We start from the raw sequence: 16,738 nt of genomic DNA, 5'->3' as shown, positions 1-16,738 counted from the left end.
TCCGTGTCGTGTGAACCGCCAGATTCATGTCCGTTCCATCATCTCGCGGGTCAGTTCGTCGGCAATCTCTTCAAGCAGCGTTTCGTGGGCTTCGCCCGGAACACGCTCCTTGCCGATTTCCATCATCACGGGAACGGCGAGCGGCGATATCCGGTCGAGCTCCTTGTGGATGATGTGACCCTTGATTCGTGCCAGCATATCGGCAAGGCGGCGAATGTCGAGAAGCCCGGTGGCGGCATCGGCCCGCGTGGCCTGGATGAGAATGTGGTCGGGTTCATGCGTGCGCAGGACATCATAGATGAGGTCGGTGGAGACGGTCACCTGCCGTCCGGTTTTTTCCTGCCCCGGATGCCGCTTCTCGACAAGGCCGGAGATCAGCGCGCAATTGCGGAACGTGCGCTTCAGCATCCAGCTTTCCGACAGCCATGCTTCGAGATCATCGCCCAGCATGTCTTCGTCGAAAAATTCGGAAAGCGGCAGTTCATCCTTCCGGAACATACGGCCCATATCGCGCAGGCCCCAGATCGACAGCGCGTAATCCGTGGCGACAAAGCCGAGGGGCCGCGCCTTGGCCCGCTCCAGCCGCCTCGTCAGCAGCATGCCAAGGGTCTGATGCGCCAACCGCCCTTCAAAGGGATAGATCACCATGTAATAGCGTTCACCGCGCGGGAAGGTTTCGACCAGCAGGCTGCCGGGATCAGGCAGCACCGATTTCTCCTTCTGGATTCTCAGCCAGTCGCTGACCTGATCGGGCAGGGCACCCCAGCGATCCGGATCGGCCAGCATGGAGCGCACCTGATCGGCGAGATAGGTGGTCAGCGGGAATTTTCCGCCGGCATAGGCGGGGATTTTTGCGTCGAACCCCTCGGCATTGGAAACAAGGCATTCGTTCTCACGAATGCCTTCAAAACGCAGCACGCGCCCGGAGAAGAAGAACGTATCGCCCGGCGACAGGGCTTCGAGAAACGACTCTTCCACCTTGCCGAGCACCGGGCCGCCGCGCGCATTGCCCCCCTTGCCGCGCTGGCGGGTGAGCCGCACATTGAGGCTGGGCGCCTCGATAATGGTGCCGACATTCAGCCGGTATTGCTGGGCAACGCGCGGATGCGTCACACGCCAGGAACCATCGGCGGTCTGGCGGATTTTGGCAAAGCGTTCATAGCTTTTCAGGGCATAACCGCCGGTGGCGACGAAATCGACGATCCGGTGAAACGTTTCACGCGGCAAGCCCGCATAGGGCAGCGCCGTCGTAATCTCCTCGAAAAGTGCATCCGCATGAAACGGTTCAGCGCAGGCCATGCCGAGGACATGCTGGGCCAGCACATCCAGCGAACCCTCGCCGAGCGGCGGCGTATCCTGGGCACCGAGATAATTGGCATCGAGCGCCGCTTGGCATTCCATCACCTCGAACCGGTTGGCCGGAACCAGGATGGCACGCGAAGGCTCGTCCATGCGGTGGTTGGAACGGCCGATGCGCTGCGCCAGCCGGCTCGCCCCTTTCGGCGCACCCACATGAATGACGAGATCGACGTCGCCCCAGTCGATGCCCAGATCAAGCGTCGATGTGGCAACGACCGCGCGCAGGGCATTGCTGGCCATCGCCTGCTCGACCTTGCGCCGCTTGCTGACATCCAGCGAGCCGTGATGCAGCGCAATCGGCAGATTGTCATCATTGGCCATCCACAGATCGTGGAACAGGCGCTCCGCCTGACTGCGGGTATTGACGAAAATGAGCGTGGTCTGGTGGCGTTTGATCGCCTCGTAAATGCCCGGCAGGGCATAAACGGCTGAATGACCGGCCCAGGGAATACGGTCGGATGTTTCGAGAATGGTGATATGCGGTTTGGCACCGCCTTCAACCTTGACGAGGCTGGCCATGGGCCTGCCTTCCAATTGCGGCAGCAACCAGCGCCGCAGGGCATCCGGATCGGCAACGGTTGCGGAAAGCCCGATGGTCTGCACGCCGGGCTGCAACTTGCGTAGCCGCGCCAGTCCCAGCGACAGCAGGTGTCCGCGCTTGGACGTCACCAGCGAATGCAGCTCGTCAAAGATGACATAGCGCAAATCCGCGAAAAACCGCCCGGCATCCTTGTTGGCGATCAAAAGGGCGAGCTGCTCCGGCGTGGTCAGGAGGATATCCGGTGGAACAAGCTTCTGCCGCTGCCGTTTGTACGCCGGTGTATCGCCGGTGCGGGTTTCGATGGTGATATCGAGCCCGATCTCTTCAATGGGACGGGCCAGATTGCGCTCGATATCGACGGCCAGTGCCTTGAGCGGCGAGATGTAGAGCGTGTGAATACCACGGCTGGCATTGTTGCTTTTGCCGCGTGTCGCCAGATCGACCAGCGCCGGCAGAAAACCCGCTAGCGTCTTGCCCGCACCGGTTGGCGCGATGAGCAGGGTCGAACGGCCGGCTTGCGCCTCCTCCAGCAATTCCAGCTGATGCGCGCGCGGCGACCATCCCTTGGCCTGAAACCAGTCCAGGAAAGGTTTTGGCAGGAGAGAACTGCCTTCGATAAAAAGGGGCTTTGTCTTGGTGCTCACAAGAGCGAATGTAATGGTGTGCAAGGAAAGCGCCAAGTTTTCTTTCGCGGTTTTCGGCATTTGCGTGGAGCCGAACGCTGCCTATCTTCGTTGGTGCAGAAAGGTGGAAGAACAATGCTGACCCGTCCGGAGGCACTTTTGCGATCAACGCCAGCGGGTCTCTATTCCCCGGCGGGGGATTTCCATATCGATCCCGTCAGTCCGGTGGAGCGCGCCCTGATCACCCATGGCCATGCCGATCATGCGAGACCCGGCCACCAGCACGTCATGGCAACCCAGCAGACACTCGATATCATGGGGATACGCTATGGCGACAATTTTGCCGGAACGACGCTGGCGGCGGAGCTTGGAACCGTCAGCGACATCAATGGCGTCAAGGTCAGCTTTCACCCGGCGGGTCACGTTCTGGGATCGGCACAGATTGCCGTCGAGAAGGATGGCATGCGCATCGTCTGTTCGGGTGACTACAAGCGGGCGGCGGATCCCACCTGCATCGGGTTTGAACCCGTTCCCTGCGACGTGTTCATAACCGAGGCGACCTTCGCCCTGCCGGTGTTCCGGCATCCCGATGCCAGGGACGAAATTGCCAAACTGATAAAGTCCATCGCGCAATTTCCCGAGCGCTCGCATCTTGTCGGCGCCTATGCGCTGGGCAAGGCGCAGCGGGTCATCCGCATGCTGCGCGATGCCGGCTATGACAGGACGATCTACATCCACGGCGCACTCACAAAACTCTGCGAATACTACCAGTCGCAGGGCATCGATCTTGGCCCCCTGTCCCCGGCGACACTGGAAACAGGTGCGCCGCAAGATTTTGCCGGCAGTGTCGTTGTCGGACCGCCTTCCTCCTTTCAGGACCGCTGGGCCCGGCGCTTCCCCGATCCTGTTTCATGCTTTGCCTCGGGCTGGATGCGCATCCGCCAGCGCGCGCGCCAGCAGGGCGTGGAACTGCCGATCATCCTGTCCGATCACTGCGATTGGGATGAGCTGACCGGTACGATCAGGGAACTGGCCCCATCGCAGATCTGGGTGACCCATGGCTGCGAGGAGGCGCTTGTCCGATGGTGCGATCTCAACGGGTTTGCCGCACGGCCGCTGCATCTCGTCGGCTATGAAGACGAGGGGGACTGATGCGCGAGTTCGCCGCCCTTCTCGACAGGTTGGTGCTCACGCCGCAGCGCAACGGCAAGATCAGGCTGCTCGTCGATTATTTCCGGCAGACACCGGACCCCGACCGCGGCCTTGCCCTTGCCGCCATCACGCGGGATCTCGACATCGCCAATGTCAAACCCGCCATGCTGCGCGCGCTCGTCGCCGAGCGTATGGACGAGCAGCTCTTTGCCTATTCCTATGACTATGTCGGCGATCTCGCTGAAACGATTTCCCTGGTCTGGTCAGCCAAGGAGCCATCGCGTGTCAACGCCATTCCCACCCTTGGCGACGTCGTTGCCTCGCTCGCGCGCGCCTCGCGCAGCGACGCCATCAGGCTCGTGGAGAAATGGCTCGACCAGCTGGACGCCTCCGCCCGCTACGCCCTGCTGAAACTGGTGACCGGCGGCCTGCGCATCGGCGTTTCGGCACGACTGGCCAAGCAGGCACTTGCTGATTTCGGCGCAGTGGATGTCGGCGAGATCGAGGAGCTCTGGCACGGGCTGAAGCCGCCCTATCAATCCCTGTTCGCCTGGCTGGAAGGCAAGACGGAAAAGCCTGCGAGCCTTGCCGCCGCGCCGTTTCGGCCTGTCATGCTTTCAACGCCGCTCGAAGAGCCAGATTACGCCAGGATCGTCGCGGAAGATTATGCGGCGGAGTGGAAGTGGGACGGCATCCGCGTGCAGTTGACGGCTGAAGCCGGCCAGCGGCGCATCTATTCGCGGACGGGTGACGACATCTCCCACGCTTTTCCCGATATTGCCGATGCCATGCATTTCGCGGGAACGCTGGATGGCGAACTCCTTGTTGCCCGCAGCACGGCCGAAAGCGTCGAAATCGGTGCCTTCGGCGATCTGCAGCAGCGGCTCAACCGGAAAGCGGTCTCGGTCAGGCAGATGGAAAGCCATCCGGCATTCGTGCGGCTGTACGATCTGCTGATTGACGGCGACGAAGACATCCGGACTTTGCCTTTTGCTGAACGAAGGCAAAGGCTTGAGCGCTTTGTCTCCGATCTCGATTCCACACGTTTCGATCTGTCGCCTCTCGTGCCGTATTCCACCTTCGAAGACCTTGTCGCGCTGCGCCGGAACCCGCCGCACCCCGTTATCGAAGGGTTGATGCTGAAACAGTGGGGTTCTTCCTACGTGCCCGGACGCCCGAAGGGACCGTGGTTCAAGTGGAAACGCGATCCCTTCACCATCGATGCCGTGCTTGTCTATGCCCAGCGCGGCCACGGCAAGCGATCAAGCTTCTATTCGGATTATACATTTGCCGTGTGGACCGGCCCGGAAGACGACCCGCATCTGGTGCCGGTGGGCAAGGCCTATTTCGGCTTTACCGACGAAGAGTTGAAACAGCTCGACGCCTATGTGCGCAACAACACCACCGAACGCTTCGGGCCGGTGCGTTCCGTGCGGGCGGAGCCGGGTCATGGCCTTGTGCTTGAAGTGGCCTTCGAAGGATTGAACCGGTCAAAACGGCACAAATCCGGCGTCGCCATGCGCTTTCCCCGCATCGCCCGCCTGCGCTGGGACAAACCGCCGATCGAGGCGGACAGGCTGGAAACCCTGGAAGCCCTTTTGCGCGATTCCGATGCCACCGATTGACACGATGGATATTATCCATACTTCAATAGGTTAATACCTGTTTTCTCACCTTATTCTTGAGGCGGCTTGGGAAAGAAGATGCTCGTGCGCCGTTGATAGTCCCGGAAAGCCTGGCCGCGCGAGGCAAGCATGTGCTCCTCCAGCGGCGGGACGCCGGAGACATGGCGCAGCAGCACATACATCAGAACCGGCGCGGCAAGTGTGAGCCAGCCATGCACGTAGTCGCCGTCGAAATCCGCAGCGATCAGCACATAGGCTACCCAGCCCAGCCATTCGAAGAAGTAATTCGGATGGCGTGACCAGCGCCAGAAACCCGTATCGCAGATCTTGCCGCGATTGGCCGGGTTTCGCGAAAACCGCTTGAGCTGCCAGTCCGCAATCGCTTCGCCGGCAAGCGCAGCAAGCGCCACCACGAGCCCGAGATAATCGGGAAATTCCAGCTCGACATCCGGCCGGGCGGCGGCAATGTAAACGCTGATGACAAGGAGAATGCCGGCAAAGGCCTGCGTTTGCAGAAAGAAGAACATCTGCGAATTGGCAGAGGCACCCCATTGCCTGCGCAACCGCGCGTAGCGCGGATCATCCTCGCTGTTGAGTGTGCGCAGCAGAATATGCCCGCCCAGCCGCAGCGACCATAGCGCAAGCAGGACAATCACCAGCCATTTTCGGGCCGGCGAGACCATATCGCTGGAAAACAGGATGGAAAGAATGCCGATTGCCCCGACACCGAATGACCAGAAGGCATCCGCCCAGCCGCTGTTCCCGGTCTGGCGCTGCACAAGAAAGGCACAGGCCATCACGCCGCAGAGCGCGACAGCTGCGATAGTAAGAATGACGAGAGCTGTCATGCACGTTTACCTGTTGTTCACCGGGGATGTCAGGGTCAGAACTCATTGATCTGGTTGAAATGGTATGAGGCCAGATCAATGAGTTCTGACCCTAGGCTGATGTTCAAGGGGCGGGGCACTGCAGCATACAGGATTTTCTCGATCAGCAAATCACCACCCGCTTAAGACCTATTCTTGTCCGGCTGTCCAAGGATAAAATTGGGGGTATTGCGCGGTGTGGCAACAACAATGGGCGACAATGGTCCTCAGCCCTTGACCAGGCACGGGGCTGCGAGCGCTCATCGTCTGCGCGGGCACCCGCACGGTGCCGGAAAGGCTTTGCTAACCAGATTTCCATTTCGGGGAAAAATATCAAAACAGACACCGTGAAACGCGCCAGAGCGGCGATTTTGGAGCAAAAAGTGACGAGAATGGGCCCGATGGTCCACATCGTGCACAATTTTTTTGACGTTTCCGTAAAATTTGCTTGCAGGCCAAACAGCCTGAAAATGCTGCTCTATCCTGAGTTTAACTCGATTTAGGCCGTTTCGTCGACTCGCATATTTCGCATAATTCGCAGAATCGACGGCTTGCGTTTGGCAAAATTTTGGCTTTTGTTCATGCCTTCATAATTCTTCAAAGGGGAAGGACCAAAAAATGTCATTTATGAAACTCAACCTCCGCGCGGCGCTGCTGCTTGGATCGCTGATGATCGGCGCAAGCCCGGCACTGGCAGAAGCCGTGCTGCATCGCGGCAACAGCGGCGAACCGCAGACCCTTGATCAGTCACAGACCTCGATCGATATCGAAGCATTCATCGTCAAGGATCTTTACGAGGGCCTGACGATCTATGACGCCATGGGCAAGATTGTTCCGGGCACCGCGGAAAGCTGGAAGGTTTCCGATGACGGCACCGTCTACACGTTCAAGCTGCGCGACAATGCGAACTGGTCGGATGGCACGCCGGTAACGGCGGAAGATTTTGTCTTCTCGATGCGCCGCGTCGAAGACCCGAAGACAGCTGCTGGCTACGCCAATATCCTTTATCCCATCAAGAATGCCGAAGCCGTCAACAAGAGCAAGGCCAAGGTGGAAGAACTCGGCGTAAAGGCCATCGATGCCAAGACGCTGGAAATCACGCTCGAACGTCCGACCCCTTTCTTCATCGAACTGCTGTCGCACCAGACTGCGCTGCCGATCAACAAGGCCAGCTTCGAAAAGAATGGCGCCGATTTCGTCAAACCGGGCAAACTGGTGGGCAATGGCGCATTCAAGCTGCTTGAGCACGTGCCGAACGACCATCTGACCGTTGCCAAGAACGAACATTACTGGGACGCGGCGAACGTCAAGCTCGACAAGGTCATCTTCTATCCCCTGGAAGACCAGGCCGCCGCCGTCCGACGATACGAAGCCGGTGAACTGGACCTCGTCTACAACTTCTCCTCCGACCAGATCGAGCGCATGCGCGCCGCCAATGCCAAGCAGGTCCACGTGACCCCGGCCATGGCAACCTACTACTACCCCTTCGATACGCGCACCGAACCGTTCAACGATGTGCGCGTGCGCCGTGCCCTTTCGATGGCCGTCGATCGCGATTTCCTTGCCAAGGACATCTACAACGGTACCAAACTGCCGGTTTACTCCCTGGTTCCTCCGGGCATGGAAAACTACGGCGAACCGTCCAAGGCCGATTTTGCCGACAAGTCGCAACTTGACCGTGAAGATGAGGCGCTCAAGCTGATGAAGGAAGCGGGTTATGGCGAAGGCGGCAAGCCGCTCACCATCGAGATCCGCTACAACACCAACCCGAACCACGAGCGTGTGGCGACGGCTGTTGCCGACATGTGGAAAAAGGCCTTCGGCGCCAAGGTCACGCTGATGAACCTCGATATTTCATCGCACTATGCCTACCTGCAGGAAGGCGGCAAATTCAACGTTGCCCGCGCCGGCTGGACGGCGGACTATGCCGATCCGGAAAACTTCCTGAACCTCAATGTCAGCACCAACAAGACCTTCAATTACGGGCATTATTCCAATCCGGAATTTGATGCCCTGATGAAGAAGTCCTATGAAGAGCGCAATCCTGCGGAACGCGCCAAGATCCTGCACCAGGCAGAAGCATTGATCATGCGCGACCAGCCGATCGCGCCGCTGATGAATGATGCGAACCTCTGGCTCGTGGCCGACAAGGTCAAGGGCTGGGGTGACAACGCCAACAACGAGCACCTGAGCAAATATCTCAGCGTTGAATAGCAAAATCTGACGCGCAACCCGCACCCGCGGGTTGCGCGTCACGCTTTTGCCCGGCTCGCTATGTGCCAGCTACCGACCGCAAATCGACAAACAGACATGACCCGGCACGGCCCTTTCGACAGGACCGTGAACGGATGGATATTGCCATTTCATGTCAAACACCGACCAGTAAACGGCGAGGGAACAGCCAGATGACGTTTGCGAAGTTGAATATGACCGCCGCGCTGCTTGCCGGTTCGCTTGTGCTGGCGGCAGGCCCGGCGTTTGCCGAAGCGGTGCTGCACCGCGGCAATTCCGGCGAGCCGCAAACGCTGGATCCGTCCCAGACCTCGCTGGAGATCGAGGCATTCATCCTGAAAGACCTCTATGAAGGTCTGACCAGCTATGACCCCGCCGGCAAGATCGTGCCGGGCGCGGCCGAGAGCTGGACTGTCTCCGACGACGGCACGGTCTATACCTTCAAGATCCGCGCCAATGCCAACTGGTCGGACGGCTCGCCCGTCACCGCGGACGATTTCATTTTCTCCTTCAAGCGTGTCGAAGAGCCGAAGACGGCCGCCGGCTACGCCAACATGCTCTACCCCATCAAGAATGCTGAGAAGATCAACAAGGGCGAGCTGCCCGTCGACCAGATCGGCATGAAGGCGATTGATGCCAAGACGCTCGAAATCACCCTGGAGCGCGCCACGCCGTTCTTCGTCGAACTGCTGGCGCACCAGACCGCCCTGCCAGTCAACAGGGCAAGCCTTGAAAAGAACGGCGCCGACTTCATCAAGCCGGGCAAACTGGTCTCCAACGGCGCCTTCGAGCTTGTCGAACACGTGCAGAACGATCATCTGACCGCCGCCAAGAACCCGGATTACTGGGGTGCCGGCGATGTGAAACTCGACAAGGTCATCTTCTACCCGACCGAGGATCAGGCCGCCGCCGTGCGCCGCTTCGAGGCCAGGGAAATGGACCTCGTCTACAATTTCTCGGCCGACCAGATCGAGCGCCTGCGTGCATCCATGGGCGATCAGGTGCGCATCACCCCGGCGCTGTCGACCTATTTCTATTCCTTCGACACCCGCGTCGAACCGTTCAGCGACGTGCGCGTGCGCCGGGCGCTGTCCATGGCGATCGACCGCGATTTCCTGTCGAAGGAAATCTACAAGGGTGCGCAGCTGCCGGCCTATTCGCTCGTGCCGCTCGGCATTGCCAATTACGGTGAACCGGCCAAGCCCGATTTTGCCGACATGTCGCAGCTCGACCGCGACGACAAGGCGGTCGCGCTGATGAAGGAGGCGGGCTATGGCGCGGGCGGCAAGCCGCTCACCATCGAGATCCGCTACAACACCAATCCCAATCACGAACGGGTCGCCATCGCCGTTGCCGATATGTGGAAAAAGGCTTTCGGCGCCAATGTGACCCTGCTGCAGAACGATATCAGCGCCCATTACGCCTATCTGAAGGAGGGCGGCAAGTTCAATGTGGCGCGGGCCGGCTGGACCGCGGATTATGCCGATGCCGAGAACTTCATGGTGATCAATCTGAGCACCAACACCACCTTCAATTATGGTCGCTGGAACAATCCGGACTTCGATGCCCTGGTCAAGAAATCCTACGACGAAAAAGACCCCGCGGCCCGCGCCAAGATTCTGCATGAAGCCGAAGCACTGGTCCTGCAGGAACAGCCCGTCGCGCCGATGATGAATTTCGGGCAGCTCTGGCTCGTGTCCAACCGCGTCAATGGCTGGAAGGACAACGGCACCAACGACCATCTGAGTAAATATCTGAGCCTTGCGGAACGATGAGCGGTTTGAACGCAACGGTCTAATTGAGTGAGTGGGTGCAGCTGCTGCGAAAGCTGCACAGAAGAGAGAGTATATCTCCATGTTTCATTTCGTCCTTCGCCGACTGGCGAGTGCAGTGCCGACATTGTTCATTGTCGTCACCATTTCGTTCTTCCTGATGCGGTTTGCACCGGGCGGGCCCTTCAACCTTGAAAGACCGCTACCGCCGGCGACGATGGAAAACCTGATGAAGGCCTACCATCTCGATCAGCCGCTCTGGAACCAGTATCTGCAATATCTCAAGAATGCAGTGACCGGCGATTTCGGCCCGAGCTACATCTACAAGGACAACACGATTGCCGAGCTGATCGGCAAGGGCCTGCCTTACTCGGTAGAGCTTGGATTTTATGCCTTGCTCCTTGCACTCTTCGGCGGGGTCATTGTCGGGACGATCGCGGCTTTGCGCCAGAACAGTTTCCTCGATTTCCTCATCATGTCCGTCGCGACAATCGGCGTGACGGTACCCAATTTCGTCGTGGGCCCGGTGCTCACGCTGATTTTCGCGGTGCTGTTGTCCCTTTTGCCCGCGGGTGGCTGGGGTGACGGATCGTGGCGCTTCCTGATATTGCCGATGATTGCGCTGGCGCTGCCGCAGCTGGCCGTCTTTGCCCGTCTCACGCGCGGCTCGATGATCGAAGGCCTGCATACCGATCACATCCGCACGGCGCGCGCCTACGGATTGCCGCCAAGGACCGTCGTCATCACCCATGCGATGCGCGGGGCACTCCTGCCGGTTGTCTCCTATCTCGCGCCTTGCGCCGCCGCGCTGCTGACCGGTTCCGCCGTGGTCGAAACCATCTTCACCATTCCCGGCGTCGGCCGCTACTTCGTGCTGGGCGCCATCAATCGCGATTACACGCTCGTGATGGGAACGGTCGTTCTCGTGGCGATTTTCGTCATCGTTTTCAATCTTGTGGTCGATATTCTGTACGGCCTTCTTGATCCGAGGGTTCGCCATGACTGATATATCAACAACAAACATCCCCGAGAAAGAAACCCAGGGGCGCAGCCTGTTTCAGCTGGCAACGCTCCGCTTCCGCCGCAACCGTGCGGCGATGGCCGGCTGCGTGGTGCTGTTCTTCATCACCCTGTTTTCCTTCTTCGGACCCTATTTCCTCAGTCATACCTACGATCAGGTATTCCCGTCCTACGTCACCATCCCGCCGAGCCTTGAAGCCTTGCCGAAGGCCGATACCCTCGGCGACGTGATGGCAGGCGTGGCAAGCCGTGCCCGGGTGCAGCTGAAGGAATTTGCCGTCGACGGCAACACCTTCACCGCAACCATTCATTCGGACCAGCCAATCGATCCGCGGGCGACCCGCTATTTCGACCGGGCAAACGAGTTTCAGGGGACGAAGGTGGCGGCCACGGAAGACGATGGCAAAACCCTCAAGCTGTCGGGCAATGTCAATCGCGAATACTTCTTCTTCGGCACCGACGCCAACGGCCGCGACATGCTGGCCCGCATCATGCTTGGCGGGCAGATTTCGCTGGCCGTCGGGTTCCTTGCCAGTCTTGTTTCACTGGCTGTCGGCGTGACCTACGGCGCCATCTCCGGTTACATCGGCGGGCGCGTCGACAATGTGATGATGCGCCTGATCGAGATTCTCTATTCCCTGCCGTTCGTGTTTCTCGTCGTGGTGCTCGTCGTCTTTTTCGGGCGCAGTTTTATCCTGATCTTTCTGGTGATCGGTGCCGTGGAATGGCTTGATATGGCACGCATTGTGCGCGGTCAGACCCTTGCCCTGAAACGCCGCGAATTCATCGGCGCGGCACAGGCCCTGGGGTTGACCGACTGGCAGATCATCCGCCGGCACATCATTCCCAATACGATTGGTCCCGTCATCGTCTTCGTCACGGTCGTGGTTCCGAAAGTCATCCTTCTGGAAAGCTTCCTGTCCTTCCTCGGTCTCGGTGTTCAGGCGCCGCTGACCAGTTGGGGCGCGCTGATTTCCGAAGGTGCAAACAAGATGCAATCTGCACCATGGCTGCTGATTTTCCCTGCCATTTTCTTTGTCGTCACCCTGTTCTCGCTGAACTTCATCGGTGACGGCCTGCGTGATGCACTCGACCCGAAGGACCGCTGACATGACGGACAACAAAGATGCAGTATTGTCCGTGCGCGGACTGAAAGTCGACTTCACCACGCCGGACGGCGATGTCAATGCCGTCAAGGGCATCGATCTCGATGTTCTTCCCGGCGAAACGCTGGCCGTCGTTGGGGAATCCGGCTCCGGCAAGAGCCAGACCATGATGGGCATCATGGGTCTCCTGGCGCAGAACGGCCGCGTGGCCGGCTCGGCAAAATATCGCGGCAAGGAACTGGTCGGCCTGTCGACCAAGGCGCTCAACGAGGTGCGCGGCTCGAAAATCACCATGATTTTCCAGGAGCCCATGACCTCGCTCGACCCGCTTTACACGATCGGGCGACAGATTGCCGAGCCCATCGTCCACCACAAGGGTGTCAGCTTCAAGCAGGCGAAGGTGCGCGTGCTCGAACTGTTGAAGCTTGTCGGCATTCCCGAACCGGAACGGCGCATCAACAGCTACCCGCACGAAATGTCCGGCGGTCAGCGTCAGCGCGTCATGATCGCCATGGCGCTTGCCAACGAACCGGATCTTCTGATTGCCGATGAGCCGACCACCGCGCTCGACGTGACGATCCAGGCCCAGATTCTTGATCTCCTGCGCGATTTGCAGAAGCGGTTCGGCATGGCCATCGTGCTGATCACCCATGATCTTGGCGTGGTCAAACATTTTGCCGAGCGCGTGGTTGTCATGCGGCGCGGCGAGGTCGTCGAAAAAGGGACAATCAAGGACATCTTTGAACGCCCGCAGGAAGACTATACCAAGATGCTGCTGGCCGCAGAGCCCAGCGGCAGCAAGTCGGCGCCGGAAGACAAGGCGCCGATCATGCTGGAAGGGCGCAATGTCACGGTCGACTTCGCCATTGGCGGCGGTTTCTTCACCAGCGCACACACACGCTTCCGCGCCGTAGACGGTGTAACGGTCCGGCTCAAGCAGCGGCAAACCATCGGCATTGTCGGTGAATCCGGCTCCGGAAAGTCAACGCTCGGCCGGGCACTCCTGCGGCTTCTGCCGAGCAATGGCCAGTATCATTTTGAAAACAAGAACATTTCCGGCTTTGATCGCGCCGCCATGCGGCCGCTGCGCCGGGAATTGCAGCTGGTGTTCCAGGATCCCTACGGCTCGCTTTCGCCGCGCCAGACAGTGGGTGAAATCATCACCGAAGGCCTGCTCATCCACGAGCCGCAACTGTCGCGCGCCGACCGCGACAAGCGTGCCATAGCCGCATTGAAAGAAGTGGGGCTCGATCCGGGTGCACGCAATCGCTATCCGCACGAGTTTTCCGGGGGACAGCGGCAACGCATCGCCATCGCGCGCGCCATGATCCTCAAGCCGAAGGTCGTCATTCTCGATGAACCGACCTCGGCGCTCGACCGGTCTGTGCAGGGGCAGGTGATCGAACTGCTGCGCGACCTGCAGGCCAAGCACGATCTGTCCTATATCTTCATCAGTCACGATCTCGCAGTGATCAAGGCGATGTCCGACTATGTGATCGTGATGAAGAGCGGCAAGATCGTCGAGGAAGGCCAGACCGATGATATTTTCGATGCGCCGCAGCACGATTATACCAAGACGCTGATCGGCGCTGCTTTCGATTTGGATTGAAGACGCCCGTGTCCAATGTAAAACGCCGTTCTGTGGATTGTCACGGAACGGCGTTTTGCAGAGCGCGAAACAATTAGAGTTCAGACCGCCAGGGCGGGTTGGCGCCCGCGCGCGATACGGTGACCGCAGACGCCTTGACGCCGAGCAGCAAGGCCTCGCGGATTTGCTCTTCCTCAAGCGACGTCAGCGCAGCTTTGGCCAGAAGGCCGGCTTCCTGCAGCGAGGTCAGGACGCCCGCCGTGAACGTATCGCCGGCGCCGACCGTATCGACAACCGCAACCCTCTGCGCCGCCACGTGCACGGCCAGCTCGGATGTATAGCCGGTCACGCCATCCGCACCATGGGTGACGAGAATGAGCTTCGGGCCATGCTGCGACGCCGGGACAATCCAGCGCCGTGCAATCTCTTCCATCGTGCCGCTTTCACCGAACCAGCGCATATCCTCATCGGAAATCTTGACGATATCGCTCATGGCGATCATACGGCGCATGCGCGCCAGATGCTTTTCCTTGTCGGGAATAAAGCCCGGCCGGATGTTGGGGTCGAGAATGATGACGCGCTTTTCATGCTCGCGCGCCATCAGCGCTTCATAGGTCGAGCCGCAGGGTTCCGGAATGAGGCTGATCGCTCCGAACTGCAGCGTCGTGACATTGTCCTCCAGCGCCGGCAGATCGCCGAGGGCGAGTGAACGCCCGGCACTGTTCTCGTCGTAGAAGGTGTAGCTGGCCTGGCCGTCGGTCAGGCGCACGAAGGCAAGCGTCGTGGGCTGCGGCGATATATGCGCGTAGCGCGTGCCGACATGGTTGGCCGCCAGGCTTTCACGCAGCATCTGTCCGAAGAAATCCGAGGAAACGCCAGAATAGAATTCGGTCGGCACGCCGAGGCGGCCCAAGGCAATGGCTGTATTGAAAACCGCGCCGCCGACATAGGGCGCAAAAGCCGGTTCACCCGCCTCGCTCGTGCGCGGCAACATGTCGATCAGCGCTTCACCACAACATAGGATCATTTGTCAGTTTCTTTCGATGGATAGATGACGCCCTTGCGGACGATGATATTGCCGTAAAGCCTTGGCTCGCTTGTCGCGATGATGGTGTGGGCATCCTTCACCCGTGTGTAGAACGCATCGCCAACCAGCGGCAAGAGCGAAAATCCGGGGGCGCGGCGCGCGCAAACTTCGCTCATCTCCTCGTGCACCGGATCAAGGAGATCGGGATTTCCTTTCACCGTTGCGCGGAACAGCGCGTGCGGCACGAAATCATCCACCGGCATGACCTGCAGGATTGCATCGAGGATGGGAATCAGCGGCAGGCCATCGGCCCGGATCAGCCGCCGGGCATGTTCCAGCGCCGGATAATTGCCGTCGACCAGCGCGATTTCGTCGCCATGGCCCATGGCACGCAAGGTCGCGAGAAGCTCCGGGCCCAGGATGGGCGGAATACCAATCAGCACGTTCAATCGACCTTTCTGAATATTTTCTGTCCGATGAGGAACCGGTCCGACAGGGCAAGACTGGCGGCCCCGAGGGCTCTTGCATGAATGCCGACCGAGCCTTCGACAATGACGGGCAGCTCGATCCCCTCCAGATCGAATGTTCCGACATGGGTGCGCACGGCATCGACGATCCGCGCACGCACGTGCGCGGGCATCCAGCCATCGATAACAGCCGCTTCAAAATCGACAACCGACGCGGCGGCAATCACAGCCTGCGCAATGGCCTTGCCCGAACGGTCGATCCAACCGTCCAATTCCTCCCCCATCGGGCCCCAATCATCGGGCGAGGTCCACAGCGGGGAGGGGTCGCGGCCAAGGCCGGTGACGATGCGCTCCAGCGCGGTGATCGATGCAATGTCGATCAGCTGCTGCGTGGTCCCGTCGGGACCGGGCACCGGCATGGAACCGAGCGCGCCGGCATTGCCGCTGCGCCCCGCATAGAGGCTGCCATTGATGACGATACCGCCGCCGATGAACGAGCCGATATAGAAATAGACGAAATCATTGAGGTCTTTTGTCTCGCCGAAGACAAGCTCCGCACCGCAGGCCGCCGTGATGTCATTCTGCAGATAGACCGGAAAATCGCAGATGGCGGCAATCGATGCCTTGATATCGGACTGGCGCCATTGATCGAGGATTTCCTGTGGCGCCCCGACTGTATCGGCCCATTTCCACAGTTCGAACGGCGCGGCTATGCCAAGACCGGCAACCTTCGAACGCTGCTTCGCGTCAAGGCCATCCAGCATCGTCGCGATGCCATCCCTGGTGAAAGCCAGGACCGAATCCGGCGTCGGATAGGCATAGGGCATATGCAGCATGGACCGGATACGCCCGACAAAATCGATCAGCACCAGATCCGCGCTGCGCCGTCCGATCTTGAGGCCGAGGAAGAAGGCACCTTCCGGATTGAGCGACATGGGAATGAGCGGCTGGCCGATGCGGCCGCGCAGCGGCTCTTCGCGCGAAAGCAGCTCGTCGGCTTCCAGCATGCGCATGATGATCGAGATTGTCTGCGCCGAAAGTCCTGTCATCCGCGCAATGGCTGTTTTGGCAAGGCTGCCATGCTGGCGCAACAGCGAAAGCACGACCCGCTCATTGTGGTCGCGCATGCCGCTCTGGTTTGTTCCCTGATGAAGCGGCGGCCGTGTTCCTCCCGGACCGTGGCGCTCCGATAGTCTGATGCCCAAAAGGACGTCCTCCCTGATATCGGCGCGACAATGGAGCCATCAGGCAAACCTGTCAATAATAAATAAGAGTGATTTATTAATGTTGACAGCTTGGCGAGGCTGGTATTTCCTAGAGCAGCACTTGGCCGGGAGGATAACTGTCCGAGGTGTTCATG

The 16,738-nt window shown here is 59.7% G+C and carries 12 protein-coding genes; 7 read left to right on the top strand and 5 right to left on the bottom strand.

Annotated elements, in window-relative coordinates:
- Window positions 1-24 precede the first annotated feature (24 nt).
- The gene (locus tag J1W56_RS17670; protein ID WP_404928328.1) at window positions 25-2,568 is read right to left on the bottom strand and encodes a ligase-associated DNA damage response DEXH box helicase; all 2,544 of its coding nucleotides are present in this window, start codon (window positions 2,566-2,568) and stop codon (window positions 25-27) included.
- A gap of 90 nt (window positions 2,569-2,658) precedes the next feature.
- Between J1W56_RS17670 and J1W56_RS17665 the strand changes: the two genes are divergently transcribed.
- Window positions 2,659-3,675: a ligase-associated DNA damage response exonuclease gene (locus J1W56_RS17665; RefSeq protein ID WP_223614616.1), complete on the top strand. Its 1,017-nt coding sequence runs from the start codon at window positions 2,659-2,661 to the stop codon at window positions 3,673-3,675.
- Window positions 3,675-5,300: a cisplatin damage response ATP-dependent DNA ligase gene (locus J1W56_RS17660; protein ID WP_223614615.1), complete on the top strand. Its 1,626-nt coding sequence runs from the start codon at window positions 3,675-3,677 to the stop codon at window positions 5,298-5,300. Before J1W56_RS17665 ends, J1W56_RS17660 begins: the two co-directional genes overlap by 1 nt.
- 50 nt (window positions 5,301-5,350) lie before the next feature.
- Here the strand turns inward: J1W56_RS17660 and J1W56_RS17655 are convergent, their stop codons facing one another.
- On the bottom strand, window positions 5,351-6,148 hold the full coding sequence (locus tag J1W56_RS17655) for a DUF1295 domain-containing protein (RefSeq protein WP_223614614.1): 798 nt from the start codon (window positions 6,146-6,148) through the stop codon (window positions 5,351-5,353).
- A gap of 636 nt (window positions 6,149-6,784) precedes the next feature.
- Here J1W56_RS17655 and J1W56_RS17650 point away from each other — a divergent pair.
- The 5 genes from J1W56_RS17650 to J1W56_RS17630 all read left to right on the top strand — a co-directional run bounded on the left by J1W56_RS17650 (window position 6,785) and on the right by J1W56_RS17630 (window position 13,905).
- A complete protein-coding gene (locus J1W56_RS17650; RefSeq protein ID WP_223614613.1) occupies window positions 6,785-8,380 on the top strand; it encodes a peptide ABC transporter substrate-binding protein in 1,596 nt (531 codons plus the stop codon).
- A 191-nt stretch (window positions 8,381-8,571) separates the two neighbouring features.
- Window positions 8,572-10,173: a peptide ABC transporter substrate-binding protein gene (locus J1W56_RS17645; RefSeq protein WP_223614612.1), complete on the top strand. Its 1,602-nt coding sequence runs from the start codon at window positions 8,572-8,574 to the stop codon at window positions 10,171-10,173.
- Window positions 10,174-10,252: 79 nt separating this feature from the next.
- Complete coding sequence (gene oppB / locus J1W56_RS17640) at window positions 10,253-11,176, top strand: oligopeptide ABC transporter permease OppB (protein WP_105733698.1); 924 nt, start codon at window positions 10,253-10,255, stop codon at window positions 11,174-11,176.
- Window positions 11,169-12,299, top strand: a complete 1,131-nt coding sequence (locus tag J1W56_RS17635) for an ABC transporter permease subunit (RefSeq protein ID WP_223614611.1) — start codon at window positions 11,169-11,171, stop codon at window positions 12,297-12,299. Before oppB ends, J1W56_RS17635 begins: the two co-directional genes overlap by 8 nt.
- Window position 12,300: 1 nt before the next feature.
- A complete protein-coding gene (locus tag J1W56_RS17630) occupies window positions 12,301-13,905 on the top strand; it encodes an ABC transporter ATP-binding protein (protein WP_223614610.1) in 1,605 nt (534 codons plus the stop codon).
- A 73-nt stretch (window positions 13,906-13,978) separates the two neighbouring features.
- Here the strand turns inward: J1W56_RS17630 and J1W56_RS17625 are convergent, their stop codons facing one another.
- From J1W56_RS17625 to J1W56_RS17615, 3 genes are read right to left on the bottom strand one after another with little or no spacing between them, the layout of a single operon-like run.
- Window positions 13,979-14,911, bottom strand: coding sequence for a carbohydrate kinase family protein (locus J1W56_RS17625; RefSeq protein ID WP_223614609.1), 933 nt, complete (start codon window positions 14,909-14,911; stop codon window positions 13,979-13,981).
- Window positions 14,908-15,354 carry an RbsD/FucU family protein gene (locus tag J1W56_RS17620; RefSeq protein WP_223614926.1) on the bottom strand — a complete coding sequence of 149 codons (447 nt, stop codon included), beginning with the start codon at window positions 15,352-15,354 and terminating at the stop codon, window positions 14,908-14,910. The genes J1W56_RS17625 and J1W56_RS17620 overlap by 4 nt, the downstream gene beginning before the upstream one ends.
- Window positions 15,355-15,356: 2 nt before the next feature.
- Entirely contained in the window at window positions 15,357-16,505 is a 1,149-nt protein-coding gene (locus J1W56_RS17615) for an ROK family transcriptional regulator (protein ID WP_223614608.1), read from the bottom strand.
- Window positions 16,506-16,738: the final 233 nt, after the last annotated feature.

The organism is Phyllobacterium calauticae (assembly GCF_019991125.1).
GTDB classification, from domain to species: domain Bacteria; phylum Pseudomonadota; class Alphaproteobacteria; order Rhizobiales; family Rhizobiaceae; genus Phyllobacterium; species Phyllobacterium calauticae.
This window is presented reverse-complemented; position numbering and strand designations above follow the sequence as displayed.

Excerpts from the sequence above, each read along its gene's own strand:
- J1W56_RS17665 (WP_223614616.1), top strand. The coding sequence starts at position 2,659 with ATGCTGACCCGTCCGGAGGCACTTTTGCGATCAACGCCAGCGGGTCTC.
- J1W56_RS17660 (WP_223614615.1), top strand. The coding sequence starts at position 3,675 with ATGCGCGAGTTCGCCGCCCTTCTCGACAGGTTGGTGCTCACGCCGCAG.
- J1W56_RS17655 (WP_223614614.1), bottom strand. The coding sequence starts at position 6,148 with ATGACAGCTCTCGTCATTCTTACTATCGCAGCTGTCGCGCTCTGCGGC.
- J1W56_RS17650 (WP_223614613.1), top strand. The coding sequence starts at position 6,785 with ATGTCATTTATGAAACTCAACCTCCGCGCGGCGCTGCTGCTTGGATCG.
- J1W56_RS17645 (WP_223614612.1), top strand. The coding sequence starts at position 8,572 with ATGACGTTTGCGAAGTTGAATATGACCGCCGCGCTGCTTGCCGGTTCG.
- oppB (WP_105733698.1), top strand. The coding sequence starts at position 10,253 with ATGTTTCATTTCGTCCTTCGCCGACTGGCGAGTGCAGTGCCGACATTG.
- J1W56_RS17635 (WP_223614611.1), top strand. The coding sequence starts at position 11,169 with ATGACTGATATATCAACAACAAACATCCCCGAGAAAGAAACCCAGGGG.
- J1W56_RS17630 (WP_223614610.1), top strand. The coding sequence starts at position 12,301 with ATGACGGACAACAAAGATGCAGTATTGTCCGTGCGCGGACTGAAAGTC.
- J1W56_RS17625 (WP_223614609.1), bottom strand. The coding sequence starts at position 14,911 with ATGATCCTATGTTGTGGTGAAGCGCTGATCGACATGTTGCCGCGCACG.
- J1W56_RS17615 (WP_223614608.1), bottom strand. The coding sequence starts at position 16,505 with ATGCGCGACCACAATGAGCGGGTCGTGCTTTCGCTGTTGCGCCAGCAT.